Source organism: Streptomyces sp. NPDC029041 (assembly GCF_040637515.1).
Taxonomy (GTDB): domain Bacteria; phylum Actinomycetota; class Actinomycetes; order Streptomycetales; family Streptomycetaceae; genus Streptomyces.
The window spans coordinates 98,941-116,454 of sequence record NZ_JBEZWO010000001.1; the positions used below are offsets into that span (position 1 = coordinate 98,941).

A 17,514-nucleotide genomic window follows, 5' to 3' on the forward strand; every position below is an offset into this window, starting at 1 on the left:
CGGCCGCAGCCGCTCCGGCCGGCTGCGACTCACACCGGAACGGCCACGGCTGCGGTTCGCACTCACACCGGCTGGGGCTGTGGCTCGTGGATAGGCCGGTGGATCGGCCTGCCCGAGCCGGTGAGCGGTTCCCCCGTGCCGCCGTGCCGTACCGCGACGATCTCCGCCGCGATCGACACGGCGGTCTCCTCGGGCGTACGGGCGCCGAGGTCCAGACCGATCGGGGACCTGAGCCGGGCCAGCTCACGCTCGCTCACGCCCGCGTCCCGCAGTCGCCGTCGGCGGTCCTCGTGGGTGCGGCGTGAGCCCATGGCGCCGACGTAGGCGACGGGCAGCCGCAGCGCCTCCGTCAGCAGGGGGATGTCGAACTTCGCGTCGTGGGTGAGCACGCACAGCACCGTGCGCCCGTCGGTCCCGGTGCGCCGCAGGTAGCGGTCGGGCCAGTCGACGACGATCTCGTCGGCCTCGGGGAAGCGGGCCCGGGTCGCGAAGACGGGGCGGGCGTCGCACACGGTGACGTGGTAGCCGAGGAACTTCCCCATCCGTGCCAGGGACTCCGCGAAGTCGATGGCGCCGAAGACGATCATGCGGGGCGCGGGGGCGGCCGACTCGACGAGCAGGGTGAGACCGCCGGGGCAGTGCGTCCCGTCCTCGGAGAGTTCCACCGTGCCGGTGCGCCCGGTGGCGAGCAGGGCGCGGGCCCGGTCGAGCGCGGCGCGGTCCAGGTCCGGCGTGCCGCCGAGACCGCCGTCGTACGAGCCGTCGGGGCGGACCAGGAGGGCCCGGCCGAGAAGGCCGGACGGGCCGCGGACCACGCGGGCCAGGGCCACGGGGTCCCGCCGGGCGGCGGCTGCCAGGGCAGCCGTCTCGGCCGGACGACCGCCCCGGAACGGTGTGATCATGACGTCGATCGTTCCGCCGCAGGTCAGTCCTACCGCGAAGGCGTCTTCGTCGCCGTAGCCGAACCGCTCCACCACGATCTCGCCGTCCTGGAGGGCCTGGAGGCACAGGTCGTACACGGCTCCTTCCACGCAGCCCCCGGAGACCGAGCCGACGGCCGTGCCGTCGGCGCACACGGCGAGTGCGGCGCCGGGAGGGCGCGGGGCGCTGCCACCGACGGCGACCACCGTGGCGACGGCGAAGTCCCGGCCCTCCTCGATCCACTCGTGCAGGGGCCCTGCGAGATCAAGCATCGCCGCCCGCCAGCACGCGGTCGGGCCGGATCGGCAGGTTCCGGTGGCGTACGCCGGTCGCGTGCCAGACGGCGTTGGCGACCGCCGCGGCAGCACCAACGATGCCGACCTCGCCGATGCCCTTGATGCCCACCGGGTCGTCCGGGTCGGGGTCGTCGACCCAGTCGGCCTCGATGTGCGGAACGTCGGCGTGCGCGGCGACGTGGTATCCGGCGAGGTCGGCGCCGTAGAGGCCGCCGCTCTCCCGGTCGCGGACGGCTTCCTCGTGCAGGGCCATCGAGATCCCCCAGGTCATGCCGCCCACGAACTGGCTGCGGGCGGTGAGCGGGTTCACGATCCGGCCGGCCGCGAAGATGCCCAGCATGCGCCGGACACGGATCTCCCCGGTGGCGGGGTCGACGGCGACCTCGGCGAACTGCGCGCCGAAAGCGTGCCGCTCCTTGTGGGCGAGGGCGCCGACGGCCTCGGCCGTGTCCGACCGTACGGTGATGCCTTCCGGCGGGAGGTCGGCGCCGGGTGCGAGGCTCCGGCGCAGCTCCCCGGCGGCCGCCGTGACGGCCCAGCCCCAGGAGCGGGTGCCCGCCGAGCCGCCGGCGATCATCGCGGGGCCGAGGTCGCTGTCCCCGATCCGCACCCGGACACGGTCCGCGGGCACCTCCAGGGCGTCCGCGGCGATCAGGGTGAGCGCGGTCCTCGCGCCGGTACCGATGTCCGCGGCGTTGATCCGCACCGTGAAGGTGCCGTCCGCCTGTGCGGTCACGGCCGCGGTGGACGGCATGGCCATCACGGGGAAGGAGGCAGCCGCGGTCCCCGTGCCGAGCAGCCAGCGGCCCTCCCGGCGCACCCCGGGACGCGGATCGCGCCCGTCCCAGCCGAACCTGCGGGCGCCTTCCCGGAAGCAGGCGATCAGGTTGCGGCTGCCGAACGGCAGTCCGGACACCGGGCCGACCGCGGGCTCGTTGCGCACCCGCAGTTCGATGGGGTCGACGCCGCAGCGCTCGGCGAGTTCGTCGAGCGCCGACTCCAAAGCGAACGAGCCCGGTGCCTCGCCGGGTGCGCGCATCCAGGTCGGGGTGGGGACGTCGAGCTTCACCAGCCGGCTGGCGGTGTGGTGGGCGTCGGCGGCGTACATCGACCGGCTCGCCGCGGCACTCGGCTCGACGAAGTCGTGCACGGTCGAGGTCTGGTTCAGGGACCGGTGCTCCAGGGCGCGCAGCCGCCCGTCGGCGTCGGCGCCGAGCCTGACCCGCTGGGCGGTGGGGCTGCGGTGGCCGGCGAGGGAGAACATCTGCCGGCGGGTCAGGACGACCCGGACGGGGCGCTGCAGCACGGTCGCGGCCATCACGGCGGCCACCTGGTGCGCCCGGGTGCCCTTGCTGCCGAAGCCGCCGCCGACGTGTTCGGAGCGGACCCGCACGGAGGCCGGGTCGAGGGAGAAGAGGTGCGCGAGCTCGTCGGCGACCCAGCCCGTCCCCTGGTTGGAGTCGACGACCTCCAGCCGTCCGCCCTCCCACCGGGCCGCCGCCGCGTGCGGCTCCATCGGGTTGTGGTGCTCCTCGGGAGTGGTGTACTCCGCGTCCACCACGACGGCGGACGCCGCCATTCCGGCCTCCAGGTCGCCCCTCTCCACCACGGCCGGCATGTGTCCGTCGAGCGGGTAGGCCTCGGACTCGCGCCGCGCGGAGAACGCGACGTCGTGCGGCTCCCGGTCGTAGTGCACCACGAGGGCGCCGGCGGCCTCCCGGGCCTGCTCGGACGTCTCGGCGACGACCAGGGCGACCGGCCAGCCCATGTGGGGCACCCGGTCGGTCTGGAGGAGGCCGGTGCTCGGGTCCGGCGGGACGCCCATCATGCCGGTGAAGGCGGTGTCGACGCGCGGGGCGTTGCCGTGATGGAGCACGGTGAGGACGCCGGGCATCGCGAGCACGGCGTCGGCGTCCAGGGCGCGGACGCGGCCGCGGGCCACGGTCGAGAGCACCAGCCAGCCGTGGGCGAGGTCCGCGAAGGGGATCTCGCCGGCGTAGCGGGCCGCGCCGGTGACCTTGTCGCGGCCTTCGACACGGGTGTGCGCGGTGCCGGTGCCGCCCCGGGTCGCGGTGGTCATCGGGTGGCCTCCTCGGCGAGTTCGCTCAGCACGGCCACGACGAGGTTGCGCATCAAGGTCACCTTGTATCCGTTGTGGGGCAGGGGCCGGGCGGCCGCCAGCTCGGCGTCCGCGGCGGCCGCGAAGTTCCCGGCGTCGGCCTTGGCGCCGGTCAGGACCCGTTCGGCCGTGCGGGCGCGCCAGGGGCGGGAGGCGACCGCGCCGAACGCCAGCCGCACGTCGTGGACGTGGCCGTCCCGGACGTCGATCGCGGCGGCGACGGAGCCGATGGCGAAGGCGTAGGAGGCCCGCTCGCGCACCTTGCGGTAGCGGGAGTTGGCCGCCGTGGCGGTGGCGGGGAGGGTCACGCCGGTGATGAGCGCGCCCGGCGGCAGGGCGGTCTCCAGATGCGGGCTCTCCCCCACCGGAAGGTAGAAGTCGCCGAGCGCCAACTCGCCCGGTCCGGCCGCCGTTTCGTACGACACGCTCGCGTCGAGGGCGGCCAGCGCCACACCCATGTCGGAGGGATGGGTGGCCACGCAGTGCCCGGAGGCGCCCAGGACGGCGTGATTGTGGTGCTCGCCCGTGATGGCGGGACAGCCGCTGCCGGGATCACGCTTGTTGCAGGGGGAGTCGATGTCGGCGAAGTAGCCGCAGCGGGTGCGCTGGAGGAGGTTGCCGCCGACGGTGGCCATGTTGCGCAGCTGCCCGGAGGCTCCGGCCAGCACCGCCTGCGCCAGCGCCGGGTAGCGGCGCCGGACCTCGGGGTGGGCGGCCAGGTCGCTGTTGGTGACGGTCGCTCCGATGCGCAGTCCGCCGTCCTCGGTCGGTTCGACGCGGTTCAGGGGCAGTTCGCGTATGTCCACGAGCCGGGCGGGCCGTTCGACGCCGGTCTTCATCAGGTCGACGAGGTTGGTGCCGCCGCCCAGGAACCGGGCTTCCCCGTCGCCGTCGAGCAGCGCCACGGCGCCGGAGACGTCGTACGCCCGCTGGTAGCCGAACTCCCTCATGCCACCGCTCCCTTCGTCTCCCGGGCGGCCCGGGCCACGGCCTGGACGATCGACACGTAGGCGCCGCAGCGGCACAGGTTGCCGCTCATCCGCTCGCGGATCTCCTCCGGGGTGAGCGGTGGTGGTCCCGCCTCGGGCCGGACGTCGCCGGTGACCGCGCTCGGCCAGCCGGCCGCGTGCTCCTCGATCACGGCGATGGCCGAGCAGATCTGGCCCGGCGTGCAGTAGCCGCACTGGAAGCCGTCCAGGTCGAGGAACGCCTGCTGCACGGGGTGCAGTCGTTCGCCGTCGGCCACGCCTTCGATGGTGGTGACCTCGCGTCCCTCGGCGGCCACGGCGAGCTGGAGGCAGGCCAGGTGGCGGCGGCCGTCGAGCAGGACCGTGCAGGCACCGCACTGGCCCTGGTCGCAGCCTTTCTTGGTGCCCGTCATGTCGAGTCGTTCACGCAGCGCGTCGAGCAGGGTGGTGCGGTGGTCGACGGTCAGCGTGTACTTCTCGCCGTTGACGGACAGGGTGAGGTCGCTGGACGTCGATGGGGGCATGGAAGCCTTCTCTCTGACATCGCCGGATGAGGGGGCGGGAGCGCTGCGGGTGGTCGTGCCGGTCAGCGACCGGGCGGGATGCGAGGGCGCGCCCGCGCGCGGCGCGTCCGGCGTCTGTCCGCAGGGGTGGCCCGCCGATACGATGGAACAAGCGGACAACTGTCCGCTCCCACGGAAACGTAACGGACAGCTGTCCGCTTAGCAAGGTCCGGTTCAGGCCGCGGCCCGCGAGGAGTACGAGTGCGGCAGAAGAAGGACGCCCCGCTGCGCTCGGACGCGCAGCGCAACCGCGAGCGCATCCTCGAAGTGGCGCTGGAGGAGCTGACCCGTTCCGCGGACGTCCCGCTGAGCACGATCGCCAAGAAGGCGGGCGTCGGGCAGGGCACCTTCTACCGCCACTTCCCCACCCGCGAGGCCCTCGTGCTGGAGATCTACCGGCATGAGATGCAGCAGGTCGCGGACACCGCGGCGCCGCTGCTGGAGAGCCGGGAGCCCGACAGGGCGCTGCGCGAGTGGATGGACCGGCTCGCGCGGTTCGCCCTGGCCAAGGCGGGCCTGGCCGACGCACTCCGGCAGGCCACCAGCGCACCGGGGCAGCCGGCGAAGCCGGGGCACGCGCCGGTGACCGAGGCGGCCGAGCTGCTGCTGCGGGCCGCGGAGGGGGCCGGCACCATCCGCCCGGGGATCACCGCGGACGACCTCTTCCTCCTCATCGGCGGGCTCTGGACGCTGCCCCCGGGCACCGACTGGCAGCCCCGCGCCACCCGCCTGCTGGACTTCGTCATGGACGGGCTGCGCGTGGGGGCGGCTGCCGGAGGTCAGGGACAGTCGTAGGTGAAGCCGGCGGTGACCGTGCGCGGCGTCCCGGAGAGGATGCGCAGTTCGGCCCGGGCCGTCCGGTGTCCCGTGCCCTGGAAGGTCCAGCGCAGGTGAAGGCGCGCCTGCCGCTGTCCCGGGGCCAGTACCTCCTTGAGCACACCCGAGGCGGTGCCGTCGCTCCGGGACCAGCGGTAGGACAGCGTGCCCGGGCGGCCGTTGGTGGTGACCAGGGCGACCAGGTCCGCGGTGCCGTCGCAGCCGAGGGACGCCGGCCGGGCCGTGACCGTCACCGCGCTCACCGCCAGGGGCGGCCCGAGGCGCTGCCAGGCGAGGAACGCGAGGACGCAGAGCACAACCAGTGCGGGCAGGGCATGTCTGCGCAGCCGTCGCTCCCGGGGTGCGGAAGGCGACGGGACGGCCGGGAGCGTCCGGTGGCTGCGGTGGTGAACGACGGCGCTCACGCCCGGGCCGAAACGCAGCACGGTTCCTCCGACCCGGTCGGGGGATGCCGACCGGGCAGGCGACGCCTCCGCCGCCTGCTCCGCGGTGGCCTCGTCGGCTTCGGGCCGCTGGATCCAGTGGCTGGCGAGGACGGTGGCGCTGTACTCCGCATCGGCTCCCAGCGTCCGGGTACGGTCGGGGGTCCTCCCCGGCACCTCGCTCTGCTCACCGCCGCGAGAGTGCCCGAGCACGGTGGTCTCCTCGCCGTCACGACCGAGCACCGCCGTCCGCTCGCCGTCACGACCGAGCACGGCCGTCTGCTCGTCGGCGCTGCTGAGCACCGCCGTCTGCTCGCCGTCACGACCGAGCACGGCGGTCTGCTCGTCGGCGCTGCTGAGCACCGCCGTCTGCTCGCCGTCACGACCGAGCACGGCGGTCTGCTCGCCGTCACGACCGAGCACGGCGGTCTGCTCGCCGTCACGACCGAGCACGGCGGTCTGCTCGTCGGCGCTGCTGAGCACCGCCGTCTGCTCGCCGTCACGACCGAGCACGGCCGTCTGCTCGTCGGCGCTGCTGAGCACCACGGTCTGCTCGCCGGCGCGACCGAGCACCGCCGTCCGCTCGTCGTCACGACCGAGCACGGCGGTCTGCTCATCGGCGCTGCTGAGCACCACGGTCTGCTCGCCGGCGCTGCTGAGCACCACGGTCTGCTCGCCGGCGCGACCGAGCACCGCCGTCCGCTCGTCGTCGGTCGACTCGGTCGTGCGGTCGTCGTCGTGTGCGGTCATCGCAGGTCGCACCGCCTGGTGAGGAGCTGCTGCGAGGCGCCGCCGTCGGCGGCGGCCGGGGTCGTGGTGGCCTGCACCGTCCAGTAGCAGCCGAGGTTCCGGAAGGTGTGGTCGACGCTGAGCGTGTACTGGGTGGCGCCGCTGCGTTCGAAGGTCTCGGACGCGCCGTCGGCCGTGCCCGGCTGCCCCGCGGTGTCGCCCGTGAACCAGGAGACGGTGATGGAGACCGGGCCGGTGCCGTCCGTGGTGACGCCGAGGGTCGCCGTAGCGGTCGTGGGGCCCGTCTGCCGGAAGGCCGAGACGGTGACGTCCTTGACGGCGGGCCCGATGGGCGGGGCCGGGGCCGTGGTCGTCGGCGTCGTCGCGGTGGGGGGTGCGGTGGTCGTCGCGGCGGAAGCGGTTGGCTCCTCGCCACCGGGAGGGGCGGCGGAGGCCGGGGGCGCACCGGCGGCGGTGGTCGCCGGGTCCGAGGGCGACAGGGTGGGGGACGCCGAGGGAGTGGCCGAGGCCGTGGGGGCGGCGGACGGGGAGGAGCCGGCCGGGCTGGCAGATGCCGCCGGGCCCGCACCGGACCCGGCGCTGGTGGTGGCCAGGGCCTGGGCCGCCCGTTGCGCCGCGGTCCCGGGTTCGTACGGCAGCCCGTACGTCAGGAGGGCACCGAGCAGTACCGCGGCTGCGGACACGAGCACTCCGGCGCGGCCGGGCAGCCAGGGGTGGGCCCGGCCGGGGCCCGGCGTCCGGCTCAGCACCGTGCGGGCGGTGTCCGTGGTGCTCCGGGGAGCCGTGCGGGCCGAGGGCAGGAGCAGGGGGAGCAGGGCCACCAGCGCGGCGAGCCGTCCCCGGCCGCGTTCCTCCCAGTCGGTGCCGTAGGCGGCGCCGGCGACCGACTCCAGTTCGACGACGAACGTCTCGGCCTGTGCGGGCCGTTTCGCCGGGTCCTTGGCCAGGCCGCGCCGCACCAGCTCCCGCACCGCCTCGGGGACCTCCTCGGCGGGGACGGGCGCGTCGAGGTGCCGCAGCGCGAGCTCCGCTAGGTTGCCGCCGTCGTACGGCTTGTGACCCGTCAGGCACTCGAAGAAGGTGGCTGTGGCCGCGTAGACGTCGGAGGCGGGCGAGGCGGGTGCGCCGGTCCACTGCTCGGGGGCCATGTAGGAGGGGGTTCCCGCCACGCCGGCGCTGGTGCCCGCGTCCACGGCGATGCCGAAGTCGACGAGCTTGGAGGACCCGTCCGGCGCGACCAGGACGTTCTCCGGCTTGTAGTCGCGGTGGACGACGCCGAGGTGGTGCGCGTCGGCCAGGCCGAGCAGCGACCCCTTGAGGACGACGAGCGCGGCCTCGGGAGCAAGGGGGCCCTCTTTCCTGAGCAGCGTGCGCAGCGGGACGCCGTCGACCAGCTCCATCACGATGGCCGCGCCGTCCGGGCTCTCCACGTACTCGTACAGGACGGCGACGTGAGGGCTCTCCAGCCCGCCGAGCAGCCGTGCCTCCGCCCGGAAGTCGCGCACGAACCCGGGCCGGGTGCGCAGCGAGTCGCTGAGGTACTTCACGGCGACCGGGAGGCCGGTCTCCTCGTGCACGGCGAGGACGACCCGGCCGCTTGCCCCTGACCCGAGTTCGAGCGACTCGGTGTATCCGGGCACCGCCCATGTGTTCATGTCCATCCCCCCAAAGGCAGCCGCTCCCCAGCGGCCGGCCACGTTCGGAGACACATTTTTCGGCCACTGCGGTTGCGTGGCCACAAGCGTGCGCGAGGCGTGCCCGGACCGTGACAGAGGCGCGGTGGTACCGACCGGGGCGCGCTCCGGTGACGCCCGGCTCAGGCTCGGTGCCCGTTCGCGTCCGTGCCGGGCACACCCAGCAGGAGCAGCGTCACGTCGTCGTCTGAGATGTCCGTGTCCGCGATGAGCGTCCCGACCAGGCGGTCCGCTGCCTGGTCGAGGGTGCCCGGGTCGTCCACGGGAGCGCCCTTCAGCGCGAGGTCGACGGTGCGGGTGAGGACGTCGATCTGCGCCTCGATGTCGGTGCCGGGCCTTTCGACCAGCCCGTCGGTGTAGAGCACGAGGGCACTGCCCGGCGGCAGCGGCCTGGTCGCCTCCTCGAACGGCACCCCGGAGGCCGCGTCGTTGACACCCAGCGGCACGCCGACGGGCGAGGTCAGCCGGCAGGCCGGTCCGTCGGGGGGCAGGACGATGACGGGCAGGTGCCCCGCCGAGCAGAGCGTGACCTCGTGCCTGATCTGGTCCAGGACCAGATAGACGCAGGTGACCAGCTGGCCCGCCAGGTCGCCGACGAACGTGTCGAGGGCCCTCATCAGCCCGCTGGGCGTGGCACCCGTGCGGGCCAGGGCGTGGGAGGCGGCGCGCAGTTGCCCCATGACGGCCGCGGCCTCCAGGCCCCGCCCCATCACATCGCCGATGAGGACGCCCGTGCGGCGCTCGTCGAGGGGGATGACATCGAACCAGTCGCCGCCGACTCCGGGGTCCTGGACGGACGCCAGGTACCGGTAGGCGCACGGCAGGTGGGCCAGACGGGGCGGCTCCCCCATGAGGCTGTGCTGCAGGGTGTAGGCGATGCGCCGCTGCTGCTCGTAGCGCTCGGCGCGTTCGGCCTCCAGCCGTCTGCGCTCGGTGATGTCCCGGACGGTCAGGACCACCAGAGTCTCCTGCTCGGACCGCAGACTGCTGACACTCACCTCGACCGGGAACTCGGAGCCGTCGCCGCGCAGCCCGAACAGGTCCGTGTCCAGGACCGTCGGCTTCGGAGCGCGCCGGCGGAAGTACGCGTCCAGGAGGGCGCCGTGCCGTCTGCGCCGGGCGGCGGGCACCAGGCCGATCACATCGGTGCCGACCAGGTCGCCCGGCACACGCCCGAACAGGCGTTGCACCTGCGGGTTGGCCATGAGGACGGTGCCGTCGCCGTCGGTGATCAGGGTGGCGTCGGGAGCGGACTCCAGCAGCGCGAGGAACCGCCGGTGCGACCGCTGGACCTCGCGCTGCGCCGCGACCCGGTCGGTGATGTCGGTGACGACACCGCACAGGGCGTAGGGCGAGCCGGAGGCGTCCCTGAGCGGGAAGAGGGTGGAGAGGACATCTCGGGCACCGGCCGGCAGGGCGAGCCGTTCCTCTCGTTGCACCGGCCTGCCCGCCGCCAGCATCGCGTGGTCGGCGGCACGCACCTGACGCGCGAGGTCGGACGGCATGACGTCGACGTCCCGGCGTCCCAGGACCTGGTCCCGGGACAGGTTCAAGCTCTCCTCGAACGTCGTGTTGACCGCCAGGTAGCGGCCGTCCAGGTCCTTGATGAACACCACCGCGGGCGTGTGGTCCATGAAGGCCTGCAGCAGTGCGTTCTGGCGGACCTGCCACTCGAGACGACCGTGCGCGACCTCGACACGACGGCCCACGGCCAGGGTCGCGAAGATCACCGCCGTGAACACGGCCACATGGCCGCAGACGAGGAGCGCGGTGCCCAGCCGGGACCCGAACACGCCCTCGTCCTCACCCGCCAGGGTGGCCAGACCCAGCAGCGGCGGCACGACCAGGACGGTGACGAACAGCCATCGTCCCAGCGCGCCCGTCGTCCCCGCGTTCAGCAGCAGCCCCGCGCAGCCCTCTCCCGGACGGGCCAGGAAGAGTGCCGTCCCCAGCAGCACCAGCGCCACCGCGGTGTGCAGGGCCATGCCCGAGTAGGGGCCGATCTGCTCCAGCTCGGGCACCGCGTAGGCGGCCCCGTACAGCCTCAGCATGCCGAGAGCGCCGACGACCAGTCCCAGGACCTGACTCACCCAGGCGGGAACCCGGGGCGCAGCGGCACAGACGGAACCCGCCCCCGCGGCCATCAGCGCCACGGTCGTGTGGGGCGCCATCCGGCCCGGCGGTCCCGTTCCCTGGTGGGCGGTGTCGTCCACGAAGAGCAGCTCGTCGATCCCCAGGTCCACCCCGGTCACATACTCCATGAGGGTGAGCCCGCCGAGCAGGGCGACGAGGACCGCCGCCACGCGGGAGACAGCGAGCGCCCCCGGGCGGGCGCCGCCTCGCACGGCCACGTACACCGAAAGGCCGAGTGCCATGAGGGCGACAGCCGTGTTGGCCTTCATGGCCACCGCGCCGGGGAGCACTTCCTTCAGGGCATCGGCCCCCGAGATCCATCCGATGAGGCCCACCAGGCCCAGCAGGCCGGCCGGCACGGCGGCGGCCCCGGCCACCCGGTGCGCGGTGGCGAGGGCGCGTGTGTGGAACGGCAGCCCGTCGACCCGCTCCGCGCTGTGTGCGCCAGGCAGCCCGGACGTCTGCTGGTCCCTCGTCACCGCATTCTCATCCCTGCCGGATGACCGTCAAACCGCATCAAACAGCTTAAGTAATAGGAAAGGGTATAGGTGTGACCGGCGGCGGGCCCTGCGCGGCGGCCGGGCCGCATGACGCAGTCGAGTGGTGAGAAACGCCTGGGAAAGCAGCACGTCAGCGACAGCGCTGCCCTTCGAAACCGGCCGTCGGCGTGATCCGGATCGCGTCGGCGGCACGCCCTCCCGCTCCCCGCCTGCGGCAGACTGTCCGAGCGCCCTCCGTACACGATTCGGGAGCTTGAGGCATGAGCGTGCAGCGGTACCCCCTGGCCGGGGTCACGGTGGTCAGTCTGGAGCAGGCCGTGGCCGCCCCCTACGCCACCCGGCAGCTCGCCGACCTCGGGGCCCGGGTGATCAAGGTGGAACGGCCGGGCGGCGGCGACTTCGCCCGCCGGTACGACACGACCGTGCACGGCCACTCCAGCTACTTCGTCTGGCTCAACCGCTCCAAGGAGTCCCTCACCCTCGACCTCAAGGACCCGCGCGGTCACGAGATCCTGCACGACCTCCTCGACGGCGCCGACGTCTTCGTGCAGAACCTCGCCCCCGGCGCCGCCGCCCGGCTCGGTCTGGACGCCGCCGCCGTCACCGCCCGCCGGCCCAACCTGATCCCGTGCACGATCTCCGGCTACGGCACGACCGGCCCCTGGTCCGACCGCAAGGCCTACGACCTGCTCGTGCAGTGCCAGACCGGGCTGGTGTCGCTGACCGGAACCCCCGAGGGCACCGCCCGGACCGGGATCTCCGTCGCCGACATCGCCGCCGGGATGTACGCCTACAGCGGCGTCCTCACGGCCCTGTACACCCGCGCCACCACCGGCGAGGCCCACCCCGTGGAGGTGTCGCTGTTCGAGGCGCTCGCGGAGTGGATGGGCCAGCCCGCCTACTACACCCGGTACGGAGGCACCCAGCCCCCGCGCCTGGGCACTCAGCACGCCACCATCGCGCCGTACGGGACGTACACGGCCGCCGACGGCAGGGACGTGCTGTTCTCCATCCAGAACGAGCGGGAATGGGTGGCGCTGTGCGCCGAGTTCCTCGGGCGTCCGGAGCTGGCCGACGATCCGCGGTTCGCCACCGGCTCCGATCGCGTCGCCCATCGCGAAGAGCTCAACGCCGTAGTCGCCGAGCGCTGCGCCCGCTCCGGGTCCGACGAGGTCCTCAAGGATCTGGAGCGCATCGGCATCGCCTGCGCCGGGGTCAACGACGTGGCCGCTTTCCTGGACCACCCCGTGCTGGCCGCCCGGGACCGCTGGAGCGAGGTCGAGGTGCCGGGCGCCACCGTGGAGGCGCTGCTCCCGCCCGCCGACCTTGCGGGTCTGCCCGCGCGCATGGACCCCGTGCCGGCGGTGGGCGAGCACACCGGGGCGATCCTCGCCGAACTGGGCCGCACCGAGGAGGAGGTGGCGGCCCTGCGCGCCGACGGGGTCGTCTGACGGCAGACCCTCCCTCGCGCCCTAGCGGGACTCGGCTGCCGGGCCTCCCTCGGCCTCCTGCCGCTGGGACGCGCGCAGGCTCGTGAACGTCGTGACCGCCAGGACCAGCACGATGAATCCCAGCGAGAACGGGATGCCGATCTCGGGGACGTGCACGCCCGACTCGTGCAGGGCGTGCAGCACCAGCTTCACGCCGATGAAGCCGAGGATGATCGACAGGCCGTAGGAGAGGTGGACCAGCCTCTTGAGCAGGCCGCCGATGAGGAAGTACAGCTGGCGCAGGCCCATCAGGGCGAAGGCGTTCGCGGTGAACACGATGTACGGGTCCTGCGTCAGGCCGTAGATGGCCGGGATGGAGTCCAGGGCGAACAGCACGTCGGTGGAGCCGATCGCGAGCATCACGACCAGCATGGGGGTCATGATCCGCTTGCCGTTCTCGGTGATGAACAGCTTCGTGCCGTGATAGCGGTCGGCCACGCCGAAGCGCTGCTCCGCCAGCTTCAGCAGCTTGTTCTCCTGGTACTCCTCGTCGTGGTCCTGCTTGCGGGCGTCCTGCACCAGCTTCCAGGCGGTCCAGATCAGGAACGCGCCGAAGAGGTAGAACACCCAGGAGAAGGCCGAGATGATCGCCGCCCCGGCCGCGATGAACGCCGCCCGCAGCACCAGGGCCATCAGGACGCCGATCATCAGCACCCGCTGCTGGTACTGCGACGGCACCGCGAACTTCCCCATGATCAGGACGAACACGAAGAGGTTGTCGACGCTGAGCGACTTCTCGGTGATGTACCCGGCGAAGAACTCGCCCGTGGGTCCGCTCCCACCGGCGAACCACAGCCCCACGCCGAACAGCACGGCCAGGACGACCCACACCACCGTCCACGTCCCGGCTTCCCTGATGGACACGTCGTGCGGCTTGCGTCCGATGAAGAAGTCGACGGCGACGAGCACGCACAGGGCGGCCACGGTCAGCAGCCACACGGCCGGCGGGACGTTCACTTGTTACTCCTGATGCAGGTGTGGGGAGGGGACATCCTTGTCCGGTGTGGCTGGTTTCCGCCACCCCTGTCAGGTGAACAACGGGTCAAAGCTGCACGTGCAGCGCTTCCATGACGTCCTCGTCCGTCAGCTGGTCGAAGTTCTCGTACCAGAGGCCCACGGCCATGAACGCGGCCGGCCGGTGCAGGCAGATCACCTCGTCGGCTTCGGCGCCCAGCGCCTCGGCGCCCTCCGGAGAGCAGACGGGCGCGGCCAGCAACACCCGCGCGGGCGCCTGGCGGCGTACGAAGCGCAGCGCGGCGCGAGCCGTGGAACCGGTCGCCAGGCCGTCGTCGACGACGATCACGGTCCGTCCGCGCAGGTCCGGGGCCGGCCGGCCCTGCCGGTACAGCCGTTCGCGGCGCCGCAGTTCGGCCCGCTCCCGCTCGATGACGGGGGCGAGGGCGGCCTCGCCGATACCGAGATACCGCAGCGCGTCCTCATCGAGGAGCGGCACCTCGTCCCCGGCCATCGCGCCGACGCCGAGCTCCTCCTGGTGGGGCGCCCCGATCTTCCGTACGACGAGGACGTCGAGCGGGGCGTCCAGCGCGGCGGCCACCTCGCGCGCCACGGCGACCCCGCCGCGGGGCAGGGCGAGGACGAGCGGGTCGGGCAGGTCTCCCGCGCGCTGCCGGGTGCGCAGCGTCGCGGCCAGCTCCCCACCGGCCTGCCGGCGATCACGGAACCGCATGACGGTCACCTCCGCTTTCCGCACGAGAGAGCCCCGGCCGGTCGGGGTCCGCCCCGCCGACCCGGCTGCCGTCGTCTGCCGACCGGGCTGCCGTCGTCTGCCGACCGGGCTGCCGTCGCCTGCCGGTCCGGCTGCCGGCCCTCGGCCCATCCGGCTGCCCGCCGGCTGTCCGGCTTCCCGCGTACCCCCGCGCCCGCGGGACGATGCGCGACTCCCGCGCCCGGCGGTCATCGGCCCGTGGCCGTCCTCAGCTGCTCGTCGCACCACTGCCGGGCGGCGTCGGTGACCTGGTCGAGTGCGCCGGGCTCCTCGAACAGGTGGGTGGCGCCGGGCACCACGTGGAGGGTGTGCGGGGCGGGCAGCCGCCGGGCCGCCTCCTCGTTGAGCCGCAGCACATGCGTGTCCCGGCCGCCGACGATGAGCAGCACCGGGACACGGACGGCGTCCAGGGCATCACCCGCGAGGTCGGGCCGTCCGCCGCGCGAGACGACCGCCCGTACCCGGTCGGGGCGGCGGGCGGCGGCGACCAGGGCCGCGCCCGCGCCGGTGCTGGCGCCGAACAGGACGACGGGCAGGTCCGAGGTGTCCGGGTCCCGCGCCAGCCAGTCGAGGGCGTCCACCAGGCGGCGGCCCAGCAGCGGGATGTCGAAGCGGAGTTCGGCGGTGACGGCGTCCCGGTGTTCCTCGTCCTCGGTGAGCAGGTCGATGAGCAGGGTGCCGAGCCCGGCGATGCGCAGGCCGGCGGCGACCTCGCGGTTGCGGGGGCTGTGCCGGGAACTGCCGCTGCCGTGCGCGAAGAGCACGACCCCGCGGGCGTCCGGCGGCACGGTCAGGTCGCCGGTGAGGCCGGCACCGTCGGCGGGCAGAGTGACCGTCCGGGAGATCATCGTCAGCCTCCTCTCCCCCGCTCCCCGTGGTACCCCCGCCCGGCCGGACGTCCCATGGCGCGATCCGTGGGATGCGTGTCGTTGACGCCGTCGCACGCCCCGGTAGAGCGTGAGGGGGTGACCGATCGCCGCGTCGTCTTCGTCGTCTTCGACGGGTTCCAGCCGCTCGACCTCACCGGACCGCACGAGGTGTTCCACAGCGCGGGCGGGTACGCCTGCGAGGTCGTGGGGCCGAGGGCGGGGCCGGTCCGGTCGGTCAGCGGGCTGGTCATGGAGGCCGCGCACGGCGTGGACACCCTCGATCCGGCCGGCACGGACACCCTGGTGGTGGTCGGCGGCCACGGCGTCGACCGGGCCCGGCAGGACGCGGAGCTGGTCGCCTGGGTGGCCGCAGCTGCGGCCGGTGCCCGGCGAGTGGCCTCGGTGTGCAGCGGGGTCTTCCTGCTGGCGGCCGCGGGGCTGCTGGACGAACGACGGGTCACCACGCACTGGGCGCGCGAGGAGCAGCTGACCCGGGAGCATCCTCAGGTGCGGGTGGACTGCGACCCGATCTTCGTCCGGGACGGGCGGGTGTGGACCTCGGCCGGAGTGACGGCCGGGATGGATCTGGCGCTCGCCCTGGTGGAGGACGACCTCGGCCGGGACGCCGCGCACGAGGTGGCCCGGCGGCTGGTGCTGTTCCTGCGCCGCCCGGGCGGCCAGTCGCAGTTCAGCGTGGCGCTGTGGTCGCGGCAGCCGGCGACGGACCCGGTGCGGGCCGCCGTCACCGCGATCCACGCCGACCCCGGCGCCCGGCACGACATCGCCGCCCTCGCCGCGCACGCCGGGCTGAGCCCCCGTCACCTGCAGCGCCGCTTCACCGCCGAACTCGGTGAGCCTCCGGCGGCGTACGTCGAGCGGGTACGCGTCGAGGCGGCCCAGCGGGCGCTCACCGCAGGGGACGAACCGGTGGACGCCATCGCCCGCCGCTGCGGTTTCGTGACCGCCGAGACCCTGCGCCGCACGTTCCACCGCCGGCTCGGTGTCGCGCCGTCGGACTACCGCGCCCGGTTCCGCTCCACGACAGGACCCGCGGGACCTTCGGTGCCCCGGGCAGATTCCGCAGAGGAAGGACGTACCGCATGACCGCCTACGGCCTGCTGGTCTTCGAGGACGCGGAGGAACTCGACTTCGTGGGGCCCTGGGAGGTCTTCACCGTCTCCGCCCGGCTCCGGGACGGCGCCGACACGGCCGTGCTGGTCTGCGAGCACGCCGGGCCCGTGCGCTGCAACAAGGGCCTGCGTGTCCTGCCCGACCACACCCTCGACGACCATCCGCCGCTGGACGTGCTGCACGTGCCGGGCGGGCTGGGTGCCCGGGAGACCCAGCTGCACAACCCGGTGGTCACCGACTGGATCGCGAAGACGGCGGAGCGGGCCGCGTGGGTGCACGGCGTGTGCACGGGCACGTTCCTGCTGCACGCCGCCGGACCCGCCCGGGGACGCCGGGTGGCCACGCACTGGAGCCGGGAGGACACCCTTCAGGCGCGGGGGGACGTGACCGTCGTCCGGGACGCCCGCTACGTGGTCGACGGCAACCTGGTCACCAGCCAGGGTGTTTCGGCCGGTATCGACAGTGCGTAGTGGCTGGTCGGGCGGTTGCACGGCCGGGAGCACGCGCGGGCCGTACGGCGGTACATCCAGTACGACCCGGCGCCCCCGTACCTCGCGGACGAGCCGGTCTGATCGACCCGCGCGGCGTGGGGCCGCATGGGTGGGCGAGCCTCGGGCAGGCGATGTTCATGGGCGGTGACACGGGCGACGGAGGACAAGGGCGGCAGCCCGGCGAGTGCGGGCACCGGGCGGTGCCGCATCCCGGCGACATCCTGATCGAGGCGTGGGCGGCGTGCAGAGAGCACTGTCTGGCGGAGGCCGTCCTGGCGATGGTGGAGTGCTTCGCGGACGTCTCCCGGGTGCGGCCCACCGCCGTGGACCGGGTCCGTCTGCCCGAGGCCAGCGACGACGACCTGCTCGCCGCGCTGCTGGACGAGGTCATCTTCCGGCTGGAGGCGTACGGCCGGGTGCCCGTGGACGTGGAGGCCGACGAGGCCGACGGCGGCCTGGACGTACGGCTGGCGGTCACGGGCCTGGACGACGTGCAGATCACGGGTGCGATTCCGACGGCGGTGGCGTGGAACACGCTGCGGATCGGGCCGGATCCGTACGGGTGGTCGTGTGCGGTGAGGGTCGACGCCTGATCCCGGTGGCC

General features: G+C 73.7%; 14 protein-coding genes and 1 pseudogene. 5 read left to right on the forward strand and 10 right to left on the reverse strand.

The features are described from left to right. Nucleotides 1–62: 62 nt before the first annotated feature. The 4 genes from AB0F04_RS00470 to AB0F04_RS00485 are packed head-to-tail and all read right to left on the reverse strand — an operon-like array spanning nucleotide 63 to nucleotide 4,828. On the reverse strand, nucleotides 63–1,193 hold the full coding sequence (locus tag AB0F04_RS00470; RefSeq protein WP_362036149.1) for an XdhC/CoxI family protein: 1,131 nt from the start codon (nucleotides 1,191–1,193) through the stop codon (nucleotides 63–65). Further along, nucleotides 1,186–3,297, reverse strand: coding sequence for a xanthine dehydrogenase family protein molybdopterin-binding subunit (locus AB0F04_RS00475; protein ID WP_362036151.1), 2,112 nt, complete (start codon nucleotides 3,295–3,297; stop codon nucleotides 1,186–1,188). Before AB0F04_RS00475 ends, AB0F04_RS00470 begins: the two co-directional genes overlap by 8 nt. Beyond that, nucleotides 3,294–4,286: a xanthine dehydrogenase family protein subunit M gene (locus AB0F04_RS00480; RefSeq protein ID WP_362036154.1), complete on the reverse strand. Its 993-nt coding sequence runs from the start codon at nucleotides 4,284–4,286 to the stop codon at nucleotides 3,294–3,296. Before AB0F04_RS00480 ends, AB0F04_RS00475 begins: the two co-directional genes overlap by 4 nt. Further along, nucleotides 4,283–4,828, reverse strand: a complete 546-nt coding sequence (locus tag AB0F04_RS00485) for a 2Fe-2S iron-sulfur cluster-binding protein (protein WP_362036157.1) — start codon at nucleotides 4,826–4,828, stop codon at nucleotides 4,283–4,285. The genes AB0F04_RS00480 and AB0F04_RS00485 overlap by 4 nt, the downstream gene beginning before the upstream one ends. A gap of 240 nt (nucleotides 4,829–5,068) precedes the next feature. Between AB0F04_RS00485 and AB0F04_RS00490 the strand changes: the two genes are divergently transcribed. Continuing rightward, nucleotides 5,069–5,662 (forward strand): TetR/AcrR family transcriptional regulator, encoded by a 594-nt coding sequence (locus AB0F04_RS00490; protein ID WP_362036159.1) that lies wholly within the window; start codon nucleotides 5,069–5,071, stop codon nucleotides 5,660–5,662. On the opposite strand, the gene AB0F04_RS00495 is transcribed toward AB0F04_RS00490, so the two are convergent. The 3 genes from AB0F04_RS00495 to AB0F04_RS00505 all read right to left on the reverse strand — a co-directional run bounded on the left by AB0F04_RS00495 (nucleotide 5,647) and on the right by AB0F04_RS00505 (nucleotide 11,182). Further along, nucleotides 5,647–6,876: a hypothetical protein gene (locus AB0F04_RS00495; RefSeq protein ID WP_362036161.1), complete on the reverse strand. Its 1,230-nt coding sequence runs from the start codon at nucleotides 6,874–6,876 to the stop codon at nucleotides 5,647–5,649. The two genes, AB0F04_RS00490 and AB0F04_RS00495, sit on opposite strands and share 16 nt — an antisense overlap. Continuing rightward, entirely contained in the window at nucleotides 6,873–8,531 is a 1,659-nt protein-coding gene (locus AB0F04_RS00500; protein ID WP_362036163.1) for a serine/threonine-protein kinase, read from the reverse strand. Before AB0F04_RS00500 ends, AB0F04_RS00495 begins: the two co-directional genes overlap by 4 nt. A 161-nt stretch (nucleotides 8,532–8,692) precedes the next feature. Further along, a complete protein-coding gene (locus AB0F04_RS00505) occupies nucleotides 8,693–11,182 on the reverse strand; it encodes a SpoIIE family protein phosphatase (RefSeq protein WP_362036165.1) in 2,490 nt (829 codons plus the stop codon). A gap of 281 nt (nucleotides 11,183–11,463) precedes the next feature. Here AB0F04_RS00505 and AB0F04_RS00510 point away from each other — a divergent pair, with 281 nt between their 5' ends. After that, the gene (locus AB0F04_RS00510; RefSeq protein WP_362036167.1) at nucleotides 11,464–12,654 is read left to right on the forward strand and encodes a CaiB/BaiF CoA-transferase family protein; all 1,191 of its coding nucleotides are present in this window, start codon (nucleotides 11,464–11,466) and stop codon (nucleotides 12,652–12,654) included. Nucleotides 12,655–12,675: 21 nt separating this feature from the next. On the opposite strand, the gene AB0F04_RS00515 is transcribed toward AB0F04_RS00510, so the two are convergent. The 3 genes from AB0F04_RS00515 to AB0F04_RS00525 form a co-directional block, all read right to left on the reverse strand. Continuing rightward, on the reverse strand, nucleotides 12,676–13,650 hold the full coding sequence (locus AB0F04_RS00515; protein WP_362036169.1) for a TerC family protein: 975 nt from the start codon (nucleotides 13,648–13,650) through the stop codon (nucleotides 12,676–12,678). An 85-nt stretch (nucleotides 13,651–13,735) separates the two neighbouring features. Then, nucleotides 13,736–14,380, reverse strand: a complete 645-nt coding sequence (locus AB0F04_RS00520; RefSeq protein WP_362036171.1) for a phosphoribosyltransferase family protein — start codon at nucleotides 14,378–14,380, stop codon at nucleotides 13,736–13,738. Nucleotides 14,381–14,607: 227 nt separating this feature from the next. Next, nucleotides 14,608–15,267, reverse strand: a complete 660-nt coding sequence (locus AB0F04_RS00525; protein ID WP_362036173.1) for an alpha/beta family hydrolase — start codon at nucleotides 15,265–15,267, stop codon at nucleotides 14,608–14,610. A gap of 117 nt (nucleotides 15,268–15,384) precedes the next feature. Between AB0F04_RS00525 and AB0F04_RS00530 the strand changes: the two genes are divergently transcribed. The 3 genes and pseudogenes from AB0F04_RS00530 to AB0F04_RS00540 all read left to right on the forward strand — a co-directional run bounded on the left by AB0F04_RS00530 (nucleotide 15,385) and on the right by AB0F04_RS00540 (nucleotide 17,503). Continuing rightward, complete coding sequence (locus AB0F04_RS00530) at nucleotides 15,385–16,392, forward strand: DJ-1/PfpI family protein (protein WP_362036174.1); 1,008 nt, start codon at nucleotides 15,385–15,387, stop codon at nucleotides 16,390–16,392. Continuing rightward, nucleotides 16,389–16,991, forward strand: a pseudogene (locus AB0F04_RS00535) (DJ-1/PfpI family protein). The gene AB0F04_RS00530 and the pseudogene AB0F04_RS00535 overlap by 4 nt, the downstream one beginning before the upstream one ends. A 56-nt stretch (nucleotides 16,992–17,047) precedes the next feature. Then, the gene (locus tag AB0F04_RS00540; protein ID WP_362036176.1) at nucleotides 17,048–17,503 is read left to right on the forward strand and encodes an archease; all 456 of its coding nucleotides are present in this window, start codon (nucleotides 17,048–17,050) and stop codon (nucleotides 17,501–17,503) included. The last annotated feature ends 11 nt before the right edge of the window (nucleotides 17,504–17,514 follow it).